Origin of the sequence: Cyanobium sp. A1C-AMD, from assembly GCF_024346495.1 — a bacterium.
Lineage (GTDB): Bacteria > Cyanobacteriota > Cyanobacteriia > PCC-6307 > Cyanobiaceae > Cyanobium_A > Cyanobium_A usitatum.
Genome location: NZ_JAGQDB010000041.1, coordinates 1 through 20,762, shown reverse-complemented (window position 1 = coordinate 20,762; position 20,762 = coordinate 1). Strand labels below are relative to the sequence as shown.

At 65.0% G+C, this 20,762-nt stretch carries 19 protein-coding genes and 1 pseudogene; 18 read left to right on the top strand and 2 right to left on the bottom strand.

What is annotated here, in order from left to right:
* The 3 genes and pseudogenes from KBY74_RS08360 to KBY74_RS08350 form a co-directional block, all read left to right on the top strand.
* Window positions 1–265: pseudogene (locus KBY74_RS08360) on the top strand (homoserine acetyltransferase); the annotation flags it as partial.
* On the top strand, window positions 258–1,574 hold the full coding sequence (gene glnT, locus KBY74_RS08355) for a type III glutamate--ammonia ligase (protein ID WP_254942304.1): 1,317 nt from the start codon (window positions 258–260) through the stop codon (window positions 1,572–1,574). The pseudogene KBY74_RS08360 and the gene glnT, both read left to right, overlap by 8 nt.
* Before the next feature lie 60 nt (window positions 1,575–1,634).
* A complete protein-coding gene (locus KBY74_RS08350) occupies window positions 1,635–3,191 on the top strand; it encodes a haloacid dehalogenase-like hydrolase (RefSeq protein WP_254942303.1) in 1,557 nt (518 codons plus the stop codon).
* 15 nt (window positions 3,192–3,206) lie between these two features.
* On the opposite strand, the gene KBY74_RS08345 is transcribed toward KBY74_RS08350, so the two are convergent.
* Complete coding sequence (locus KBY74_RS08345; protein ID WP_254942302.1) at window positions 3,207–4,589, bottom strand: PhoH family protein; 1,383 nt, start codon at window positions 4,587–4,589, stop codon at window positions 3,207–3,209.
* A gap of 94 nt (window positions 4,590–4,683) precedes the next feature.
* Between KBY74_RS08345 and KBY74_RS08340 the strand changes: the two genes are divergently transcribed.
* The 15 genes from KBY74_RS08340 (at window position 4,684) to fba (ending at window position 17,652) form a co-directional block, all read left to right on the top strand.
* Window positions 4,684–5,880 carry a F420-0:Gamma-glutamyl ligase gene (locus tag KBY74_RS08340; RefSeq protein WP_254942301.1) on the top strand — a complete coding sequence of 399 codons (1,197 nt, stop codon included), beginning with the start codon at window positions 4,684–4,686 and terminating at the stop codon, window positions 5,878–5,880.
* An 87-nt stretch (window positions 5,881–5,967) separates the two neighbouring features.
* On the top strand, window positions 5,968–7,056 hold the full coding sequence (locus KBY74_RS08335) for a GNAT family N-acetyltransferase (protein ID WP_254942300.1): 1,089 nt from the start codon (window positions 5,968–5,970) through the stop codon (window positions 7,054–7,056).
* Entirely contained in the window at window positions 7,053–7,544 is a 492-nt protein-coding gene (ruvX, locus tag KBY74_RS08330) for a Holliday junction resolvase RuvX (RefSeq protein WP_254942299.1), read from the top strand. Before KBY74_RS08335 ends, ruvX begins: the two co-directional genes overlap by 4 nt.
* A 19-nt stretch (window positions 7,545–7,563) precedes the next feature.
* Entirely contained in the window at window positions 7,564–8,124 is a 561-nt protein-coding gene (locus KBY74_RS08325; protein ID WP_254942298.1) for a DUF3727 domain-containing protein, read from the top strand.
* The gene (locus KBY74_RS08320; protein WP_254942297.1) at window positions 8,124–8,633 is read left to right on the top strand and encodes a YqeG family HAD IIIA-type phosphatase; all 510 of its coding nucleotides are present in this window, start codon (window positions 8,124–8,126) and stop codon (window positions 8,631–8,633) included. Before KBY74_RS08325 ends, KBY74_RS08320 begins: the two co-directional genes overlap by 1 nt.
* Entirely contained in the window at window positions 8,633–9,721 is a 1,089-nt protein-coding gene (proB, locus tag KBY74_RS08315) for a glutamate 5-kinase (protein ID WP_254942296.1), read from the top strand. The genes KBY74_RS08320 and proB overlap by 1 nt, the downstream gene beginning before the upstream one ends.
* A 38-nt stretch (window positions 9,722–9,759) precedes the next feature.
* On the top strand, window positions 9,760–10,812 hold the full coding sequence (gene lpxD / locus KBY74_RS08310; RefSeq protein ID WP_254942295.1) for a UDP-3-O-(3-hydroxymyristoyl)glucosamine N-acyltransferase: 1,053 nt from the start codon (window positions 9,760–9,762) through the stop codon (window positions 10,810–10,812).
* Window positions 10,813–10,838: 26 nt separating this feature from the next.
* Complete coding sequence (gene leuB, locus KBY74_RS08305; RefSeq protein ID WP_254942294.1) at window positions 10,839–11,921, top strand: 3-isopropylmalate dehydrogenase; 1,083 nt, start codon at window positions 10,839–10,841, stop codon at window positions 11,919–11,921.
* Window positions 11,922–11,969: 48 nt separating this feature from the next.
* Entirely contained in the window at window positions 11,970–12,872 is a 903-nt protein-coding gene (locus KBY74_RS08300; RefSeq protein ID WP_254942293.1) for a phosphoribulokinase, read from the top strand.
* 5 nt (window positions 12,873–12,877) lie between these two features.
* Window positions 12,878–13,276, top strand: coding sequence for a hypothetical protein (locus KBY74_RS08295; RefSeq protein WP_254942292.1), 399 nt, complete (start codon window positions 12,878–12,880; stop codon window positions 13,274–13,276).
* Window positions 13,277–13,283: 7 nt separating this feature from the next.
* Window positions 13,284–14,129 (top strand): A24 family peptidase, encoded by an 846-nt coding sequence (locus KBY74_RS08290; protein ID WP_254942291.1) that lies wholly within the window; start codon window positions 13,284–13,286, stop codon window positions 14,127–14,129.
* A 37-nt stretch (window positions 14,130–14,166) separates the two neighbouring features.
* Complete coding sequence (gene accD / locus KBY74_RS08285) at window positions 14,167–15,042, top strand: acetyl-CoA carboxylase, carboxyltransferase subunit beta (RefSeq protein ID WP_254942290.1); 876 nt, start codon at window positions 14,167–14,169, stop codon at window positions 15,040–15,042.
* The gene (locus KBY74_RS08280; protein ID WP_254942289.1) at window positions 15,039–15,443 is read left to right on the top strand and encodes a hypothetical protein; all 405 of its coding nucleotides are present in this window, start codon (window positions 15,039–15,041) and stop codon (window positions 15,441–15,443) included. The genes accD and KBY74_RS08280 overlap by 4 nt, the downstream gene beginning before the upstream one ends.
* The gene (locus KBY74_RS08275) at window positions 15,440–16,537 is read left to right on the top strand and encodes a Gfo/Idh/MocA family protein (protein WP_254942288.1); all 1,098 of its coding nucleotides are present in this window, start codon (window positions 15,440–15,442) and stop codon (window positions 16,535–16,537) included. The genes KBY74_RS08280 and KBY74_RS08275 overlap by 4 nt, the downstream gene beginning before the upstream one ends.
* A gap of 41 nt (window positions 16,538–16,578) precedes the next feature.
* Window positions 16,579–17,652, top strand: a complete 1,074-nt coding sequence (gene fba, locus KBY74_RS08270; RefSeq protein WP_106501579.1) for a class II fructose-bisphosphate aldolase — start codon at window positions 16,579–16,581, stop codon at window positions 17,650–17,652.
* An 85-nt stretch (window positions 17,653–17,737) separates the two neighbouring features.
* Here fba and KBY74_RS08265 read toward each other — a convergent pair whose 3' ends face one another.
* Window positions 17,738–20,530 carry a UPF0182 family protein gene (locus KBY74_RS08265; protein ID WP_254942287.1) on the bottom strand — a complete coding sequence of 931 codons (2,793 nt, stop codon included), beginning with the start codon at window positions 20,528–20,530 and terminating at the stop codon, window positions 17,738–17,740.
* Window positions 20,531–20,762 lie beyond the last annotated feature (232 nt).

Genomic DNA, 20,762 nt, shown 5'->3' with positions numbered 1-20,762 from the left:
GGCCCACGACGTGGCCGCCGGAGGCGATTTGGCCGCAAGCCTGGGCCGCATTACCGCCCGCACCGCCGTGGTGGCCGGCAGCCACGACCTCTACTTCCCGCTCGAAGACCTTGCCGCCGACGCCGACGCCATCCCCGGGGCGGAGCTGCACGTGATCCCCTCAGAGCTCGGCCACCGGGCGGGCAACCCCCACAGCAGTCCTGCCGAGCAGCGGCAGCTGAGCCGGATCGTTGAAACCCTCCTCCAGCAGCCCTCCCATGTCTGATCTCGCCCAGCGAATGCAGGAGCTGCAGCTCCGCTTCCTGCTGATCTCCTTCACCGACCTGTTTGGCATCCAGCGGGCCAAACTCGTGCCGGCCTCGGCTGTGGCGGGAATGGCCCGCGATGGGGCCGGCTTTGCCGGCTTTGCGGCCTGGCTGGATCTCTCACCAGCCGATGGCGACGTGATGGCGATCCCGGCGGCGGCCAGTCTCACCCCCCTGCCCTGGCAGCCCGGGGTGGGCTGGGTGGCGGCCGAGCTCCAGCTCAATGGCCAGCCGATGGAGCAGTGCCCCCGCCGCCTGCTGCGGCGCCAGCTGGAGCGGGCCGCTGAGCGGGGGCTGGAGCTGCGCAGCGGAGTGGAAGCTGAGTTTTTCCTACTCGATCCCAGCGGCGAGCGGATCGGCGATAGCGCCGATAGCCAGGAAAAGCCCTGCTACGACCAACTGGCCTTAATGCGCCGCTACCCCCTGATCGGCCCCCTGCTGGAGGCGATGGAACAGCTGGGCTGGGGGCCCTATCAAGCCGATCACGAGGACGCCAACGGCCAATTTGAGGTCAACTGGACCTACGCCAACGCCCTCACCACCGCCGATCGCCACGCCTTTTTCAAGGTGATGGTGAAATCCCTGGCGGAGCAGCAGGGCCTGAGGGCCAGCTTCATGCCCAAACCCTTCGCCGCCCTCACCGGCAATGGCTGCCACACCCACCTCTCCCTGTGGGGCACAGCGGGCAGCTCGCAAGCAGGCCGCAACCTGTTCCACGATCCCAGCGGCGAGCTCGGTCTATCGACGCTTGCCTACCACTTCCTGGCTGGCCTGCTGGCCCATGCCCCGGCCCTGAGCTGCCTGAGCAACCCCACGGTGAACAGCTACCGGCGCCTCGCTGCCCCGCCCACCACCTCGGGTGCCACCTGGAGTCCGGGCGGCATCAGCTACACCGGTAACAACCGCACCCACATGGTGCGCATCCCCGACGACCAGCGCTTAGAGCTGCGCCTCCCCGATGGTGCCGCCCATCCATACCTGCTGCAGGCTGCAATCCTGGCGGCTGGGCTCGATGGCATTGAGCGCCAGCTCGATCCTGGCCCCCGCAGCGACAACGACAACTACGCCAAGCCCCTGGATCCCGCCAGCTGCGGCAGGCTCCCGGTCAACCTCGGCGAGGCCCTCGATGCCTTCAAGGCCGACTCGGCCCTACGCCAGGCCCTGGGCGAAGAGTTTTGCCAGGCCTACGAAAAGCTGCGCCGGCGCCAATGGCAGCGCGAGCGCGGTGATATCAGCGACACTGAGCGCCGCGCTTGCCTGGATTGTTGAGCCAGGCGAGCGGCCGGCGAAAATAGGCTCAAACTGCCTGCTACTCGCAGCACTGCGCCGATGCCCCTGATTGCAATCAACGTCCTGCTGGAACCAGATGCTGCCACGGTTGAGAAAGCAAAGGCGATAAACGCGCGGCTGCGAGAAAACCACCCAGCCAGCTTCCCCCTAGATGCCAACCACGCCCCTCATATCACCATTCTACAGTTATTTATAAAAGCTGTAGATCTAGGCCAAGTAGCAGATGCCGTGGCCAACGTGCTGCGTACAGAGCCCCCGATCAATATTGAAGGCAAAGCAACTGGCTACTTTGCATTAGCCAGCGAGAATCTAAAATTAGTGGGATTCAACATCGAGGCGACTCCCGAGCAGCTCCGACTCCAGCAAAAAATCATCGCTGCCATCGCGCCATTTGCCGTGAAACACGGCACAAATGATGCCTTTGCACCTCGCCTTGACGGCGGCGCAATCAGCCAAGCGACTATTGACTACGTGAACAACTTCAGCGATACGCGAACTGGCCCGAACTACCAGCCCCATCTGACCCTGGGCATTGGCACAAGTGATTTTGTTGAAGCTTTAGTAGCAGAGCCATTTGAGACCTTTAGCTTCAAAACAGCCTCCGTGAGCCTTTACCAAATAGGCGATTTCGGTGTGGCCCAATCAAAGCTATACGACCTCTCTTGCCAAGCAGATCCGCTGCCCTCCTGGAATGAAGGGCATGTCAAACGAGCCATTGTTGCATTCATCGCCAAAGTCACAAATAAAGACTCACCCGCATACCTGCCTTCAGCCGAACGCATTGCAGTGCATGACAATGACGGCACGCTCTGGCCGGAAAATCCGCTGCCTTTTCAGGTGGCTTTTGCCATCGATGAACTGAAGCTGCGCATCCTCACAGAGCCGAGCCTCTCCTCAAACCCCATGGTGCAAGCTGCCTTGGACGGCGACCTTGCAAAACTCCTGGAAGGCAAACACTTCGATGGCCTGATGCAGATCCTGGCGATCACCCATGCAGGCATGACGGTAGAAGAATTTCGAGATGCCGTGCAGGCATGGTTTAGGTCGGCCAACCATCCGCGCTATGGCAAGGCCTATGGCGAGCTCACCTATCAACCCATGCAGGAGCTCCTTCGCTATCTAAGCGATAACGGCTTTAAGAACTTCATTGTTTCAGGTGGCGGCGCCGACTTTATGCGGGCCTGGGTGGAACAGGTTTACGACATACCACCAGAACAAGTTGTTGGCTCAACATCGCGGGCCGTATTCGAACTGCGGGACGGCAAACCAGTAATCACCAAAACCCTTGATTATTTGTTTGTAAACGATAAGGCTGGCAAGCCAGTCGGAATCCATCAGTTTATCGGCCGCAGGCCTGTAATTTGCTGTGGCAACAGTGATGGTGATCACGCCATGTTGCAGTACACCACGATCAATAATCCTCGACCGAGTTTAGGGCTGATCGTCCATCACACCGACGCTGAACGTGAGTACGCCTACGACGCCAAGACGACCAGCACCGGCAAGCTTGTAGAAGCCCTAAAGGAGGCTCCCCAGCAGGGCTGGCTAGTTGTGGATATGAAGCAGGATTGGAACGTCGTCTTCCAGCCCCAGTAAAAGAAACTGGCCGCCCTACAGCAAATTTGCAGCCAGCTCAGCCAGTTCACTGCGCTCACCCCGCAGCAGGGTCACATGGCCGGCGAGCCGCTGGCCCTTGAAGCGCTCCACCAGCCAAGTAAGGCCGTTGCTTTCAGCATCCACATAGGGATTATCGATCTGGTAGGGATCCCCGGTAAGCACAATTTTGGTGCCCTCGCCCACCCGAGTCACGATCGTCTTCACCTCATGGGGGGTGAGGTTCTGGGCCTCGTCCACCACCATGAATTGGCGCGGAATCGAACGACCACGGATGTAGCTGATCGCCTCCACCTCGAGCAGGCCCATGCCCTTGAGGTCGGTCCAATTGCTGCGCGGCCCGCGGTGACTGCCGCCAGCCCGAGCAGCACCCCGCCCCTCCTCCTCACTACCGCCGAGCAGAAAGTCGAGGTTGTCGATGATTGGTTGCATCCAGGGACCCATTTTTTCGTCCAGATCGCCTGGCAGAAAGCCGATCTCCTTGCCGAGGGAAATCACCGGGCGGGTCACCAGCAGGCGCTCGTAGAGCCGCTCATCGGCCACCTGGTGCAGCCCAGCGGCCAGGGCGAGCAGGGTTTTACCGGTGCCGGCCTTGCCCACCAGGGTGATCAGCTGGATGCTGGGATCCAGCAGCAGATCAAGGGCAAATGTCTGCTCCCGGTTGCGGGGCTGGATGCGGCCGAGCTTGGCCTTGGGCGCTCGCTGCAGCGGCTGCAGGCTGGCGGTGGCGGCGTTGTAGCGAGCCAGCAGGGTGTGGGCCGGCTGGGCCCGATCGATCAGGGTTACGCCCTCGTTGGCCTGCAGCGGCGCCTCCAGCACCAGGCCCTCCACCGCCAGTCCTGGCGGCAGCTTGACCCGATCCATCTGCTCCGCATCCACCCACACCTCACAGAAGCCGGGGTATAGGTCGCCGATGTCAACCCGATCGCTGGTGTAGTCCTGGGCGATCAAGCCCACCGCATCAGCCTTAATGCGCAGGTTGGTGTCCTTGGTAACGAGCACCACCGGCGGCTGGCTACCCAGCACCGCCTGCAGGCGCTGCTCCTCAAGGGCCACCGCCAGGATGTTGTTGTCGCCACTGCCGCCCTTGAGCTCGGGCGGCAGCTGGCTGAGGGTTTCGGCCCGGCAAAACACCACCTTGAGCGTGCCGCCCTGTTCGCCATTGGGCACCCCATCGGCCAAGTTGCCATGGGCGCGCAGAGCGTCCAGCAGCCGCGACACCTGGCGGGCATTGCGTCCCTTTTCAGCTGGATCCCGCTTGAAGCGGTCGATCTCCTCGACCACCTCGATCGGGATCAGGATGTTGTTGTCTTCAAAGCGGGTCAGGGCTGCCGGATCGTGCAGCAGCACGTTGGTGTCGAGCACGAAGGTCTTGCGCATGCCGATCACCGATTCCGTGATTGCGAGAAATTAAGACCACTAGGCCATTTACGCTCCGTCGATTCGTGCCTCGTCGCAATTGGCGCCTTCGTCCATGGCCTCATCGCTTGCCGCCCTGGTTCTGCTCAAGCTCTTGCTAGTGCTGGCCCTGCTGCTGGGCCTCACCCTGGTAGTGCTGGAGCTTCGCCATCGCCTGCGCCCCGCCTCGCCGCTGCGGCTGCGGGCTGAAGACTTCCGCGTCGAAGCCGGCAGCGCTGGCCTCACCGTCTCAGGCATGGTGACGATCCACAACCCCCACCACCGCATGGAGGTGATGGTGCCGGAGATCGAGCTGCGGCCGACCCTGCTGGGTCGCGGCGACCTGGCAGGCGTCACGGTGTCGAGTCGGATCGAAGCGCTGCATCCGGATGAGGAATCCCGCCCTGATGGCTACTGGGCCGCCTACATAGTCAAGGGGCGCAAGAGCACCAGCGCCCGCATCCAGATCAGCCTGAGCGGCGCCCCGGGCCAGTCCCTAGACCAGCTGCTCGACACCCTCTGGCTTGAAATTCTCTGGGTCAACTACGGCCCCTTCGGCCGCCTCCATCGCCGCGATGGCGTGTTGGTGCCGCTGCAGATGCCCGCACCCCTGGCCGCCGTAGACGCCCACTGGCGCGACGGCGATCGCTGCCGCGTGCTGCCGGTTGGCACCCATCTGCTCGGCGTGCTCGACGACCCAGAAGCCGTGCTGCGCCGCTACGCCGGCGAGCTGATTCAGCCCGGCGATGTGCTCACCATCGGCGAAACACCCCTGGCGGTGATGCAGGGTCGCTATCACCACCCGGCCACAGTTCAACCCAGCGCCCTGGCCCGGCTGCTCTGTCGTGGGTTCCACCCCACCAGCTCCCTGGCCACCGCCTGCGGCCTGCAGTCCTTGATCGATGTGGTCGGTCCGGCCCAGGTGCTGGGCGCTTGGCTGATTGGTCTGGCCCTGAAATTAGTGGGCAGTAAGGGCTGGTTTTATCGCCTTGCCGGCGACCAAGCCCGCCTGATCGACGACATCACCGGCACCACGCCCCCCTACGACCAAACGATTGTGCTCGGGCCTCAACAGCCCGACGCCTTCTGCGCCGCCATGGCCCGCTCCTTGGGCGTTGCCGTGGCGGTAGTAGACGTCAACGATCTGGGCCGGGTCAAGGTGCTGGCCTCCAGCCCCGGCTGCGATGAAGCCCTGCTGGAGCGGGCCCTGCGTCCCAACCCGGCTGGTAATGCCAACGAGCGCACCCCATTGGTGCTGGTGCGCCCCAGCTGACCCCCCAGCACGGCTAAACCCCAGCCAAGCCGCAGCCAACTCTGGCGCCGATACAGTTGGGCTACCCGGCTGACTGGTCACGCCCCCATGCTCGGGATCCTGCAGCCGCCCTCTGCCCTTCCGGCACCACCCGAGCCTCCGGGGCCAGATAGCTGGCGGCTCGAAACCCTGGCTGGCTGGCACCTACCCCTACTCACCGATCCCGCCTTTCTGCCCCTGCAACCAGTGCTGCAGCGGGCTGTGCTGCTGGGCCTGCCCGAGCGGCTTATGCAGGCGCTTCTGGCTAGGCCCTCGCTCGCACCCCAGGTGCTGGTGGCTCTCAGCGGCCAGAAGCCGCTCGGGCTGATCGTCTGCCGCCGGCTCAACCGCAGCGGCAGTTGCTGGCAGATGCAGCACCTGCGCCTGGCCCCAAGCGCCGCCCGCCATGAACTGGCCAGCACCTTGCTGCGAGCAGCAATCCAGCGGGCCCGGGGAGCGGCCAGCTGGATTGCTGCGGCCTCAACCCTCGATGACACCCGCCTGGCGATGCTGCGCGAGCAGGGCTTTCAGCCCTTGCGCAGCGACCGGCTGTGGTGCTGGCCCGGCGCCCCTGCGGGCGGCAGCCCAATCTCGGCCAGCAGCCCCGCACCGGCAGAGCTGCAGCTCACACCCCTCAACCGCCGCAGCGCCACCCTGCTTTGGCACCTGGAGCAGGCCGCCTGCCCGGCCCAATTGCGTCAGCTGCTCGATCGCCGCGTCGAAGATCTGCTCGACCAGAGCCACGGCCGTGGCTGGATGCTGGTGGATCCCAGCCGGGAGCAGGCGGTGGCAGCCGTGCGCTGGATCGGCGAGCACCCCGGCGGTGGTCACGATGTGGAGCTGAGTGTCCATCCCGGCTGGGAACACCTGGTGGGCGCCGCCACCGAGTTGCTGCTGCACCAGGCCCAAGCCGGCCTCGGCGCCGGCGAACCCCTCTGGCTGCGCTGTGACCTGCGCGACGAAGCTCGCCAGCGCTGGCTGGCTGACCTGGGAGCTCAGGAGCAAGGCGAGCGGGTGCTGATGGCGCGCAGCGTCTGGCGGCGTCAAGGGCTGCAGGCCCCGGCACGGGCCGCCCAGCGAATCGATGCCTTGCTTGAGCAGTGGCAACCCCGCCGCCGCCCCCTGCCCACCCCAACCCCCCTGGCCCCGCCGTTGTGAGCGCGACGCGATCAAGAAGCGCCCCGCAGCCCCGCTCAGTGCTGGCCCTCGACGTTGGGCGACGGCGCATCGGCCTGGCGGGCTGTGACCCCCTCGGCCTCACCGTTACCCCCCTGCGGGCCCTGGCCCGAGGTTCCTTCGCGAGCGACCTAGAGCATCTGAACACCCTTGTGCAGCAGCGGCGGGTGCTGGCCCTGGTGGTGGGCCTGCCGCTAGATGCGGCTGGGCAACTCACCGCCCAGGCCCTGCACTGCCAGCGCTATGGCGAGCGCCTGGCCCGCCGGCTGCAGCTACCCCTGGCCTGGGTAAATGAGCATGCCAGCACCTGGGCCGCCGGCGAGCGCCACGGGCTTCACGGCGACCGCAGCGGTGCCCTCGACAGCGCCGCCGCGGCCCTGCTGCTCGAACAATGGCTGCAGGACGGCCCCGATCCGGTGCTCCCGGCGACCATCGAACGCTGCCAGACGGCCGACGCTGCAGCATCCTGAAGAGATCCAATTCCAGCCCATGAGTTCCGAACCCCCTTCCCAGTCCAGCTCGGAGATCCCCGCCGATGTGCCCACCGTGCTCGTGCACGACAGCCGCGGCCGCCAGCTGCTCTGCTTCCTCGAGCAGCTGATCCCCCTCGATGGCCACGACTACGTGCTGCTCACGCCGGTCGACACCCCTGTCTGCCTGTTCCGCCTCGACGGCGACGAAGACCCAGAACTGATCGACACCATCGATGCCACCGAGCCGATCCTGTCGGTTGCCGATGTGGTGCTGCAGGAGCACGACCTCACCCTGGTGCGCTCTGCCGTCACCCTCACCGTCAGCGGCGAACTGGACGAGCCCGAACCCGATGAGCTCGATGAAGACGAAGACGCTGATGACGACTCCGAGACCTACGAGTTGCTGGTGAGCTTCCTCGTAGACGATCTGGAATACGGGTTGTACATCCCCCTAGATCCCTTCTTCGTGGTGGCCCGCATGAATGGCGACGGCGCCTTGCTGGTGGAAGGCGAGGAGTTTGAGCGGGTTCAACCCCGAATCGAGGCTGAATTAGAAGAGCGCGAGGGCGACGACTGATGCTGCGCCAGCTGCTGCGCCCTAACTGGCTGCGGGAGTGCACCCTGGCCGAGCTGCCCCTGCAGGAGCTGCTCGACCAACCGATCCGGGCCCTGGTGCTCGATGTCGATCGCACCTTGCTGCCCCGCCGCCAGGCGGAGCTGCCAGCCAGCGCCCTGCGCTGGCTGCAGCAGGCGCGGCAGCAGGTGCCTATCCACCTATTCAGCAACAACCCCTCCCGCCAGCGGATCGGAGCAGTGGCGGCCCAGCTCGACCTGCCCTACACAATTTCCGCCGGCAAACCACGCCGCAGCGCCCTGCGTCGGGTGCTGGCCGAGCTCAACCTGCCCCACCAGGAGGTCGCCCTGATCGGTGACCGCCTGTTTACGGATGTGATCGCCGGTAACCGGCTTGGCTTATTCACCGTGCTGGTGAAACCGATCGATCCCCAAGGTCAGCCTTGCAAGCGGGATCGGCTCCAAAAACTGGAGCTGCGCCTGGCCAACTGGGTGGGCACCAGCCTGGGCTGATGACAACCCCATCCCACTCCATGCGCCGAGTGATCAAGGTGGGCACCAGCCTGCTGCGTGGTAGCGCCGACCGCCCCACCGCAGCGGTGATCGCCGATCTAGCTGCCAGTCTCAGCCGCCAACGGCGCCAGGGCGAAACCATCGCCCTGGTTACCAGTGGGGCCGTGGGTCTGGGCTGCGAAGCCCTTGGCCTGGGGCAGCGCCCCAGCGAAGTGGTGGCTCTCCAGGCCGCCGCCGCCGTGGGCCAGGGCCGGCTGATGGCCCTCTACCAAGACGCTTTCGCCGTGCGTGGTCTGGCGGTAGCCCAAGTGCTGCTGACCCGCGGCGATCTAGCCTCCCGCCTCCGCTACCAGAACGCCTGCCGCACCCTCGAGCAGCTGCTTACCTGGGGAGTGGTGCCGGTGGTCAACGAAAACGACACCCTGGCCACCGACGAACTGCGCTTCGGCGACAACGACACCCTTTCGGCCCTGGTGGCCGTGGCGATAGGCGCCGATGAGCTAGTGCTGCTCACCGACGTGGACAGCCTTTATTCAGGCGACCCCCGCAGCGATGCCGAGGCCCGGCCGATTGAGGAGGTGGCCAGCCTGGCCGAGCTCGACAGCCTGCAATCGGTGGCCACCGGCGGAGGTCAGTGGGGCACTGGCGGCATGACCACCAAACTCACTGCAGCCCGCATCGCCACCTCCAGCGGCATCCGGGTGCGCCTGGCTGACGGCCGTGACCCCGCCGTACTCGATGCCCTGCTGGCCGGCGAGCGGGTCGGCACCCTGTTCCAGCCCAGCCCCACCCCCCTTCCCGACCGCAAGGGCTGGCTGGCCCACGCGCTCCTGCCCAAGGGCAGCCTGCAGCTAGACGCCGGCGCCGAGAGGGCCCTAACCCAGCAGGGAGCCTCCCTGCTGGCCGTGGGAGTACAAGCGGTGGTTGGCGATTTCGAGCGCCGCGAGGCGGTGCGCCTGCTGGCCAGTGATGGGCGCGAACTGGGTCGGGGTCTGGCCAGCCTTAGCAGCACCGAGCTGCGAGAGCTGATGGGCAGCTCCGGCGTTGAGGTGGTGCACCGCGACCAGCTGGTGCTCACCAGCTGTTAAGGCTGGACCTACGATTCGCCCCGCTTCTCTTCCCTGGCATGCGCTTCAGCGAACTGCTCAGCCAGCTCAGCGAAGTTACGGATGCCAGCCTGCGGCATCTCGCTGACGACCCCGAGCTACACGGGGCGGCAGCCCTAGATCAGGCCCAAGCTGATCAGCTCACTTTTCTGGAACCAGGCAACGCCCTAGCTGCTGCCCTGGCCGGCAGCAACGCCGGAGCCATCCTGCTGCCAGCCCGCGGCGACGAGGCCCCAGCCCTGCAGCAGCTGGCCCAGGAGCGGGGCCTGGCCTGGATCGCCCTTGCTGATCCACGCCTGGCTTTTGCCGAGGCCCTCGCTGCTCTCCACCCCCGCCGCCAGCCCGCCGCTGGCATCCACCCCAGTGCAGTGGTCGATCCAAGCGCAGTAGTCGGCATGGGATCCCACCTAGGCCCCCTGGTCGTGATCGGCGCCAACGTGCAGATCGGCGCCAGCTGCGTACTCCACCCCCATGTGGTGCTCTACGAAGACGTGCAGATCGGTGACGACTGCGAGCTGCACGCCGGTGCCGTTCTGCACCCCGGCAGCCGCCTGGGCCGGGGCTGCGTCGTGCACTCCAATGCCGTGGTGGGCAGCGAGGGCTTTGGCTTCGTACCCACCGCCAATGGCTGGCGCAAGATGCCCCAGACCGGCCAGGTAGTTCTGGAGGAGGGGGTTGAGGTGGGTTGCGGCAGCACCATCGACAGACCCTCAGTAGGTGAAACCCGCATCGGCGCCGGCACGAAGATCGACAACCTGGTGCATATCGGCCATGGCGTCAGCACCGGCAAGGGCTGCGCCCTGGCGGCCCAGGTGGGCATCGCCGGCGGGGCCCGCCTCGGCAATGGCGTGATTTTGGCGGGCCAGGTGGGGCTAGCAAACAAGGCGGTGATGGGCGACCGAGCCATCGCCAGCTCCAAATCTGGGGTGCATGGCGAGGTGGCCGCCGGCGAGGTAGTGAGCGGCTATCCGGCCATCTCCAACCGCCTCTGGCTGCGCAGCTCAGCCATATTTAACAAGCTGCCTGAGCTAGCCAAAGCCCTGCGGCAGCTGGAGAAGCAGGCCAAGCCCTAGCCTCGCCGGCGGCGCCCCACCCCCCAATGACGACCAGCTACCGAATCACCCTGCTTCCCGGCGACGGCATCGGCCCGGAAATCATGGCGGTAGCCCGCCAGCTGCTTGATGCTGTCAGCAGCAGCCATGGCTTCAGCCTCGTCTACGACGAGCAGCCCATGGGCGGCGTAGCCATTGACGCCACCGGCGAGCCCCTACCCAACAGCACCCTCGAGGCCTGCAAGGCCGCCGATGCGGTGCTACTCGCCGCCATCGGCTCGCCCCAATACGACAGCCTGCCCCGGGAGCAGCGCCCGGAATCGGGCCTGCTGGGGCTGAGATCAGCGTTGGGCCTGTTCGCCAACCTGCGGCCGGTGAAGATCATCCCGGCCCTGATCGATGCCTCCACCCTCAAGCGCGAGGTGATCGAAGGGGTGGATCTGATGGTGGTGCGCGAGCTCACCGGCGGCGTCTATTTCGGCACCCCCAAGGGACGCGTCGAGGCTGAGGGTCGGGTGCGGGCCTTCAACACCATGGCCTACTTCGACGACGAGATCGACCGCATCGCCAAGGTGGCGTTCGAGTTGGCCGTGGCCAGAAGCGGCCGGCTTTGCAGCGTGGACAAGGCCAACGTGCTCGATGTGAGCCAGCTCTGGCGCGACCAGGTCACCGCCATGGCGGCCGACTACCCGACGGTGGAACTCAGCCATATGTACGTTGATAACGCCGCCATGCAGCTGGTGCGCAATCCCCGCCAATTCGACGTGCTGCTCACCAGCAACCTCTTCGGCGACATCCTCAGTGATGAGGCCGCCATGTTGAGCGGCTCGATCGGCATGCTGCCCTCCGCCTCCCTGGGGTCCAGCGGGCCTGGCCTGTTTGAGCCGATCCATGGCTCCGCCCCCGACATCGCCCGCCAGGACAAGGCAAACCCGATGGCGATGGTGCTCAGCGCCGCCATGATGCTGCGGGTCGGCCTGCAGCAAGACGCCGCTGCCACCGCCCTAGAAACCGCCGTCGACCGGGTGCTGGCCGCTGGCTACCGCACCGGCGACCTGATGAGCGAGGGCTGCACCCAGCTGGGCTGCCGCGCCATGGGAGAGCAGCTGCTAGCTGCCCTGGCGGGGTAGGTGCCGGCGACCTGCCAAACTCGCGGTCAGTTTCGTTGATTCCTGCGCATGTCGAAGCGTCACCCGGTTGTTTCTGTCACCGGTTCCTCCGGCGCAGGCACCAGCACTGTCAAGCGCGCCTTTGAGCACATTTTTAAGCGCGAGGGTATAACACCTGCAGTGGTGGAGGGCGACAGCTACCACCGCTACGAGCGGGGCCCGATGAAGGAAGCCATGGCCACCGCCTTGGCCAATGGTGAAAACTTCTCCCACTTCGGCCCCGAAGCAAACCTGTTTGACAAGCTCGAAGAGCTGTTCAAGGCCTACGGAGAAACCGGCAGTGGCCAGAAGCGCTACTACCTGCACTCCATTGAAGAAGCCGCCGAGCACAACGCCCGCCTCGGCACCAACCTGGATCCCGGCCAGTTCACTCCCTGGGAAGCCATCCCCAACGGCACCGACCTGCTCTTCTATGAAGGTCTGCACGGTGGCGTCAAGGGCGAGGGTTACGACGTAGCCGGATTGGCTGATCTACTCGTTGGCGTGGTGCCGGTCGTGAACCTGGAGTGGATCCAGAAGATCGCTCGTGACAACAAGGAGCGCGGCTATTCGGCTGAGGCCACGGTGGACACGATCCTGCGCCGCATGCCGGATTACATCAACCACATCTGCCCCCAGTTCAGCCTCACGGATATCAACTTCCAGCGGGTTTCGACGGTGGACACCTCCAATCCCTTCATGATCCGGGAGATCCCCACGCCGGATGAATCCTTCGTGATCATCCACTTCCGCAAGGGTGCCCGCGAAAAGTGGGGCATCGACTTCGCCTACCTACTCGACATGATCCACGACTCGTTCATGTCGAGCCCCACCTCGATCGTGGTAGATGGCGGCAAAATGGGCTTCGCCATGGAGCTGATCCTTACGCCGATCATCCATCGCATGATCGAAGAGAAGAAGAAGCTGTCCTGATTGCAATGGCAACCCCTATTCTGGGGTTGCCATTCGTTTTGGTGAGGCCGATCTCCTTCGCCACACCCACGAAGAATCCTTCCCCGTCGTTTTTGATTCCGGGGGCTGCCAAAACCAAGGCCGCAGACTCATTGCGTCTCGACCAGATCAACAGCAGCCTGGTGATTCAGGCAGCTCGCCGCATCTTGTTTCAGTCTTTGGAGCTCGGTAACGCCGGCCACGAACCATCCGGCGTAGTGCTCAATAGCAAGCAAATATTGCAGGGCAGGATTGTTTTCGACCAGCCTGTGCTGCTGCCAGATGAGCAATTTGTGCCCATTGATTTGATCCGGGGCCGCCTGGCACGGAGCGGTGCAGCCAGGCTGCGTCTACCCCGCAAACCGTCCTCTCCCCCCCTCGCCTGAGGCCCGTTTGAGCGCCCTTGCTCCGCTGCTTGCCAGCTCCCCAGCCGTGCCCGTTGTGGTGGCGCTACTTGGGTCCTGCGTGGGCAGCTTTCTCAATTTGGTGGCCTGGCGCCTGCCTCGGGAGGAATCGATCGTGCTGCCACCCAGCCACTGCCCCCGTTGCGGCAGCCGGCTGCGCTGGTTTGAAAATGTGCCCCTACTGGGCTGGTTGCTGTTGCGGGGACGCTGTGGCCACTGCGGTGCTCCTATCTCCTGCCGCTACCCCCTGGTGGAGCTGCTTAGCGCCGGGCTCTGGGTAGCGGCCCTGCTGGCCCAGCCGAGCGCCATGGGCAGCCAGCCCCAGCCCTGGCTGCTGGTAGCCGCAGGCTGGCTGCTGTTGAGCTGGCTGCTGCCGCTGGTGTTGATCGATCTCGATCGCCTCTGGTTGCCCGAACCCCTGTGCCGAATTGGCCTGTTATTAGGCCTGGCGGTGACCGCAGTGATCGGCTTCCAGCAGGGTGACCAGATCGGCAGAGAGCTGCTGTTTCACCATCTGGTGGCCGCTGGAGTTGGCCTGGTTGGCTTTGAAACGGTCAGTGCCTTGGCCCACAAGGCAATCGGCCGGCCAGCCCTCGGCCTGGGAGACGCCAAACTGGCTGCCCTGCTGGGGGCTTGGCTTGGTCTCACCGGGCTTGGCATCACCGTGATCCTGGCGGTGTTTGCTGGGGCGGTGCTGGGCAGCATCGGCCGGCTCAGCGGCCTGCTGGGCAAGCACCAGCCCTTTCCCTTTGGCCCCTTCCTTGCAGCTGGAGGAGCCGCCGTGTGGCTACTCGGCAACGACCTGTGGCTGACCGTGCTGGGGCTGGTGTGGTGAAGCGCCTTAAATAGGTTGAGCTGTTGGTAAACGCCGCATGTCGCTATTCGACTGGTTTGCGGATCGCCAGAAAAATGCCCCAACCGTGCGGGTCACCCAGGAGCCGGAGGAGGGCGATGGTCTCTGGAGCAAGTGCCCGGAATGCAGTTTGGTGGTGTATCGCAAAGACCTGGTAGCTAACGCCAGCGTTTGCAAGGGATGTGGCCACCACAACCGCATCGACAGCGCTGAGCGCATCGCCCTGATCGCCGACCCGGGCAGCTTCGAGCCCATGGATACCGGGCTCTCGCCCACCGACCCCCTCGCCTTCAAGGACCGGCGTAGCTACGCCGATCGCATCCGCGATAGCCAGCAGAGCACGGGTCTGCGCGACGCCGTGGTTACCGGTATCTGCCGCACCAGTGGCCTACCCCTGGCCCTAGGGGTAATGGATTTCCGCTTCATGGGCGGGTCGATGGGTTCGGTGGTGGGCGAGAAGCTCACCCGCCTGATCGAAACCGCCACCGCCCGGCGCATACCGGTGCTGATTGTCTGCGCCTCCGGTGGTGCCCGCATGCAGGAGGGGATGCTGAGCTTGATGCAGATGGCCAAAATCTCCGGCGCCCTGGAGCGGCACCGTCAGGCAGAGCTGCTTTACCTGCCCCTGCTCACCTACCCCACCACAGGGGGTGTAACTGCCAGCTTCGCCATGTTGGGCGACTTAATCCTGGCCGAGCCCAAAGCCCTGATCGGCTTCGCCGGCCGCCGGGTGATCGAGCAGACCCTGCGCGAAAAGCTGCCCGAGGGCTTCCAAACCGCCGAATACCTGCGCGACCACGGCTTCGTTGACGCGATCGTGGATCGCACTGAATTCAAGGCAACCCTGGCCAGCCTGCTGACCATGCACGGCTGCCGTGAAACGGTGCCGGCATGAGCTACCTGAGCCGTACAGCCCGCTCCCTGCTGCTGATGTTGCTGGTCGTGGGAATCCTGGCCGCCACGCCTGGAAGGGCCCTAGCCGGCCCGGTCGACTGGCATGAGGTGGCCAGCACCAGCGAGGGACGCCAGTGGTGGGACGGCGGCAGCCTGCGCCCCAGCCGCGGCGGCAATATTTCGGTGCTGACACGCTTCCAAAAACCTGTCAGCGAGGAGCAACCCAGGCCCCTATCCGATCTCTACGTGATGGAAATTGACTGCGGCCAGGAGCTGTTCCGCGACACCTCTATCAACGGCCTACCCCAGTTCAGGGCTGAATGGCAGCCGGCATCGGGAGACAACCTGATCAGCAGCGTGATCGGCGAAGTTTGTGCAGCCGCAGCAGAGGGACTCTCATGAGCGCTCCCCCGCTGAAGGTCGCCATTGCTGGCCTGGGCTTTGGCGAGGCCGTGCACCTACCCGCATTGCGCGCCTGCCCCGGCACCGAGCCGGTGGCCCTCTGGCACCCGCGCCCCGAGCGACTGGACGCCGCCTGCCGCAGCGCCGAACTGCCTGGCCACAGCAACTTCGACGAGCTGCTGGCCAATCCGGCCGTCGAGGCGATCGTGATCGCCACCCCGCCGGGGCCGCGTTTTGATCTAGCCAGGCGCGCCCTGGAAGCGGGCAAGCACCTGCTGCTGGAGAAGCCCGTTGCCCTCAACGCCGAGCAGATCGAGAGCCTGCAACGGCTGGCCCTGCAGCGGGGGCTAACCGTGGCGGTCGACTTTGAATACCGGGCCGTTCCCCTGTTCCAGCAGCTCGCCGACCTGCTGGCCAGTGGCGTCCTCGGTGAACTGGTGCTGGTGAAATATGACTGGCTGATGGGCAGCCGAGCTGACCCCTCGCGCCCCTGGAGCTGGTATTCCCAGGCAGCCGAAGGTGGCGGGGTGCTGGGAGCGCTGGGCACCCATGCCTTTGACACCCTGCACTGGCTGGTGGGTCCAAGCCACTCCCTTAGGGCCCAATTGAGCACGGCAATTACCCAGCGGCCCCTAGCCGATGGCAGTGGTCGCCTGGCCAGGGTGGATGCCGAAGACATCGCCTTGGTGCAGCTGGAGCTGGAAACACCCCTGGGGCAGAAGGTGCCGGCCCAGCTCAACCTGGCCTCCGTGACCCGCAGGGGCCGGGGCTGCTGGCTGGAGCTGTACGGCCGCGACGGCACCGCCGTGCTGGGCTCCGACAACCAGGCCGACTACGTGCATGGCTTTGGGCTGTGGCACTCCCAGGCGGGAGAGCCATTGCGGCCGGTGGAGGCTGATGACCGCTGGAGCTTTGCTCGCACCTGGGCCGATGGCCGGATTGCGCCGGTGCAGCGCATCCACAGCTGGTGGAGTGCGGCGGTGCGCGAGGGCCGACCGATGCTGCCTGGCTTGGGCGAGGCAGTGCTGAGTCAGCGCTGCTGCGACTGGGCCCGCCTGGGAGCAGCCCAGGGCACTCAAAGGGGCATCGCCTAGAGTCGCCCCCAGTTCAACTCCCGACCCCGAGAGGTTTTCCCATGGCGCTCGTTCCGCTTCGGCTGCTGCTCGACCATGCCGCTGAGAACGGCTATGGCATCCCTGCCTTCAACGTAAACAACCTGGAGCAGGTGCAGTCGATCATGGAGGCGGCTAGTGAGACCGACTCTCCGGTGATTCTGCAGGCCTCCCGCGGTGCCCGCCAGTACGCCGGTGAAAATTTCCTGCGCCACCTGATCCTGGCCGCAGTCGAAACCTATCCCGACATCCCGGTGGTGATGCACCAGGACCACGGCAACAGCCCTGCCACCTGCTTTGGTGCTGCCGCCAACGGTTTCACCTCGGTGATGATGGATGGCTCGCTGATGGCTGACGCCAAGAGCCCCGCCAGCTACGAGTACAACGTGGCTGTCACCAAAGAGGTGGTGGACGTGGCCCACGCCATCGGCGTGAGTGTGGAAGGCGAGCTGGGTTGCCTGGGTTCCCTGGAAACCGGCATGGGTGAGGCCGAGGACGGCCATGGCTTTGAAGGCAAGCTCGACCACAGCCAGTTGCTCACCGACCCAGCCGAAGCAGCCGATTTCGTCGCCAAAACCAAAGTTGACGCCCTGGCGATCGCCATCGGCACCAGCCACGGCGCCTACAAGTTCACCCGCAAGCCCACCGGTGAAGTGCTGGCCATCAGCCGCATCGCTGAGATCCACAAAGCGATCCCCAACACCCACCTGGTGATGCACGGCTCATCCTCGGTACCCCAGGAGTGGCTCGACATGATCAACAAGTTTGGCGGCGCCATTCCCGAGACCTACGGCGTCCCCGTCGAAGAGATCCAGGAGGGCATCCGCAATGGCGTGCGCAAGGTGAACATCGACACCGATAACCGCCTGGCCTTCACCGCAGCTGTTCGGGAAGCGGCCTTCAAGGATCCCGCCAACTTCGATCCCCGCCACTTCAACAAGCCTGCCCGCCAGTACATGAAGCAGGTGTGCCTGGATCGCTATCAGCAGTTCTGGTGTGCCGGCAACGCCAGCAAGATCAAACAGCGCGACATCAACTACTACGCCGGCCTCTACGCCAAGGGCGCCCTTGACCCCAAGGCAGCAGTCGCAGCCTGATCTGGCCATACCCCAACTAATGCTCCAGCCATGGAGATCACCGGCCCCTTACGGGGCCTTTTTTATGGCCCCTTACGGGGCCTTTTCATAAGCCCGATCGGTTGGCTGGGCCGGGCGCCAACAGGGAGGCAATCGCCCGGTTCAAGGTGGTTTCCATCGCCACCCTGGTGCCATCGCTTACCACCACGCGGATCAGGGTAGGCAGCCCACCGTTGCGGGCCTTGAGATAAACGGGCTCCACATAAAGCAGCGCCTCGCCCACTGGCACCACCAGCAGATTGCCCTGAATCACCTCCGATCCGGCCCGATCCCAAAGACCAAACTGCTGGCTGATGCGCGGGTCCTGGTTAATCAAGGCCTGAACCTGCTCCGGACCGAAGATTGGCGTCTGGGTTGGGAAGCGCAGCAACACCAATTCGCCGTAGTTGGGGGCGTCGCTGCGGGCCGCCAACCAGGCGGCCAGGTTGGGACGGGCCAAGGGCGTGAGCGGCTGCAGCAGCAAGAATTCAGGCGGTAACTCTGGGGTGAGTTGGGCGCTGATGTGATAAGGCTTCACCGTAATCTGACTGCGCCCGTAGAGCTCCTTGGGCACCTGCCACACGTCATCACCGCTGTAGAAAACGCGCGGATCGGTGACGTGATAACGCAGTAGCTGGGAGGTCTGCAGCTCGAACTGGCGCTGGGGATAGCGAATATGGGCCTGCAGGGGCTTAGGCATCGCCGCTAGCGGCTGAAAAAGATCCGGAAACAAGCGCTGCCAACCGGCGATGATTGGATCATCCGGTTCGGCCACGTAAAGCACGGCCGTGCCGTTGTAAGCGTCTACTACCGCCTTCACCGAATTGCGTAGGTAGCGGATATCGGCGTCGCCAGGCACGGCAGCGCTGTATGGATAGCTGCGGCTGGTGGTAAAGCCCTCCACAATCCAAAACTGGTGTTGATCGCGGGCAAAGGGACCCGGCTTATCGAGTTGCACCGACACCAAATAGGGATCACCTTCGAAGCGCACAAACGGGGCCATGCTGCTCAGGCCCTGGCGAACCTCCCTGCGCAGCAGCAGCCTGGTCTGGGGAGTAATCGCCCCCTGCATCAGCAACTTCGGCTCTCGCAGATATGTGGCCGCCGCTAGCCGGCCCCAAGCAGAACCGATCGGCACACCAGCTGAGCCGCCGTAGTGGGTGTAGAGATTTTCATCACCCTGGGGGTAGTCAAACTCCTGCACCTTGGTGGGAGCAAGGGCATAGGGCGACACCAGTGCCCCGAAATAGAGGCTGGGCTTGCCGATGGGGATGCCGGCGCGCACCTGGGCAGTGGTGATGCCCAGCTGGGCATTGCCCTGCACCCTGGTTGATGCGCCTAGGTCGCTAATGAAGTAATCGGGCAAGCCATCAGGACTGCTGGTGTTAACCGGCGAAACCGTGAAGCCGTAGCCATGGGTAAACACCAAATGGGTGTTAAGCCAGGTGCGAGCTGCCGGAGGCAGGGAGGCCTGATCTAGCTCCCGCGCCGTGATGAACACCAGTTGGCGCCCCTGGCCCTGATTTGGCGCCAGGTTGTAGCGGTCTACCGCAGCGGCTGAGAAGCGGTAGTACACCCGCAGCTGCTGCAGCTGGCGGTTGGTGGAGAGCAGGGGCTGACTGTCCCAAAGGCGAATGTTGCGCAGGGTGGCCTGGCTTGCCCGCACATCAGCGCGGGTGAGGCGCCGCCGTGGCTTAACGAAACGAGTGCTGATGCCATCAAGTTGGAATGCTGCCCGGGTAGCCCGGATTGAGCGCGCCAGATAGGTGGTTTCCAGCTGCAACTCCCGCGGCCTAACCAGCAGCAGCTGCAGCACCGGGGTAAGCACGACCTCAAGCAAGGGCACCAGCAGCAGCGCCAATGAGACCGCCCCCAGTAAGGGTCCCCGAATGCCCCGGCGCGGCAGGGGCAGCAGCAGGGCGACAGCCGTGAGTAGAGCCACCAATGCCGCCATGGTGCGCAGGGGCAACACCAGATGGACGTCGAGCCAGCCGGCACCGGGCACGCTGCCGGCGGCGCTGAGCAGCAGCTGGTGACGGCCAAGCCAAAAACTGCCGGCTACCAGCAGGGCCAGCGAGCCGAGCGGCCAGCGCAACTGCACCAACTGGGCTGGGGTGAAACCGTGGAAACGGCCATCGCTTAGCTGGGGGGGGCGGGCCAGCAGGCCCCAGAGCCCCGCCGCCAGGTGGCAGGTACCAAGGGCAAGCAGCAGGGTTAGCCCCAGGGCCAGGGCAGGGAAACGCACCAGGCCGAAGCTGATGTCTGCCCAGAGCATCGGCTCCCGCACGCCACTGTCAGGAGCCAGCAAGGCCAGCGACCACACCCCCCAAGCCCGGCCCAGCACCGTGGCCGTAGCCAAAGAGGCCAGCGCCGCCACCAGCCGGGGTGCCCGCCGCGGCCAGACCAGCAGGGCCGCCAGCAGACCGGCCAGCAGCACCAGCAGGGAAAACGGCAGGCCATTGAGCAGGGTCAAACCATGCAGCCGCCGGGGATCGAATGGGGTCAGCACCAGGCGCTGGGCCAGGCGCAAAAGCAGAGCTAGCGGCACCAGCTGGGCCAGGGCGAGAAGCCCCAGGGCGGCGGCATAGCCAGCTGGGGCCAGGCCAAAGCGCCGCTCGCCGGTGTCGGCCGAGCCTGAACGCCAAAACCGGCTTAGCCAGCCCTGCAGTCCCAGGCCCAGCCCCAAACCCAGGCCCATCAGGCCAACCTGCAGCAGCCAGCGGCGCAGCAGTACCGGGCCTTTGGCAAATTGCTCAAACCAGCTCCACTCCACCCAGAGGCGGGCCCCCAGCACGCCGAGTCCCAACAAAAGGCCCAGGCCTAGGGTCACGCTGACCGCCGCACGCAGGGAGGCAGACAAGGGGCGCCTTGGCATCAGAAGTCGGTGCAGAAACCGAGGCTAGGAAGCCCTGGCCCATCAGCAAGCCCAAGGTTCAAATAAATACCCGACCTCTCTAGTCGGAATTAAATCGGCGCCTCGCCCAACGCTGTTAACCTCAGGCAACCGCTGGGCGCGACTGTGACTGCCACCCTCTCCCGCTCCACCTTCACCGGATTGCGCTGCAAGGAATGCGGCCATCCCTACGAAGCGA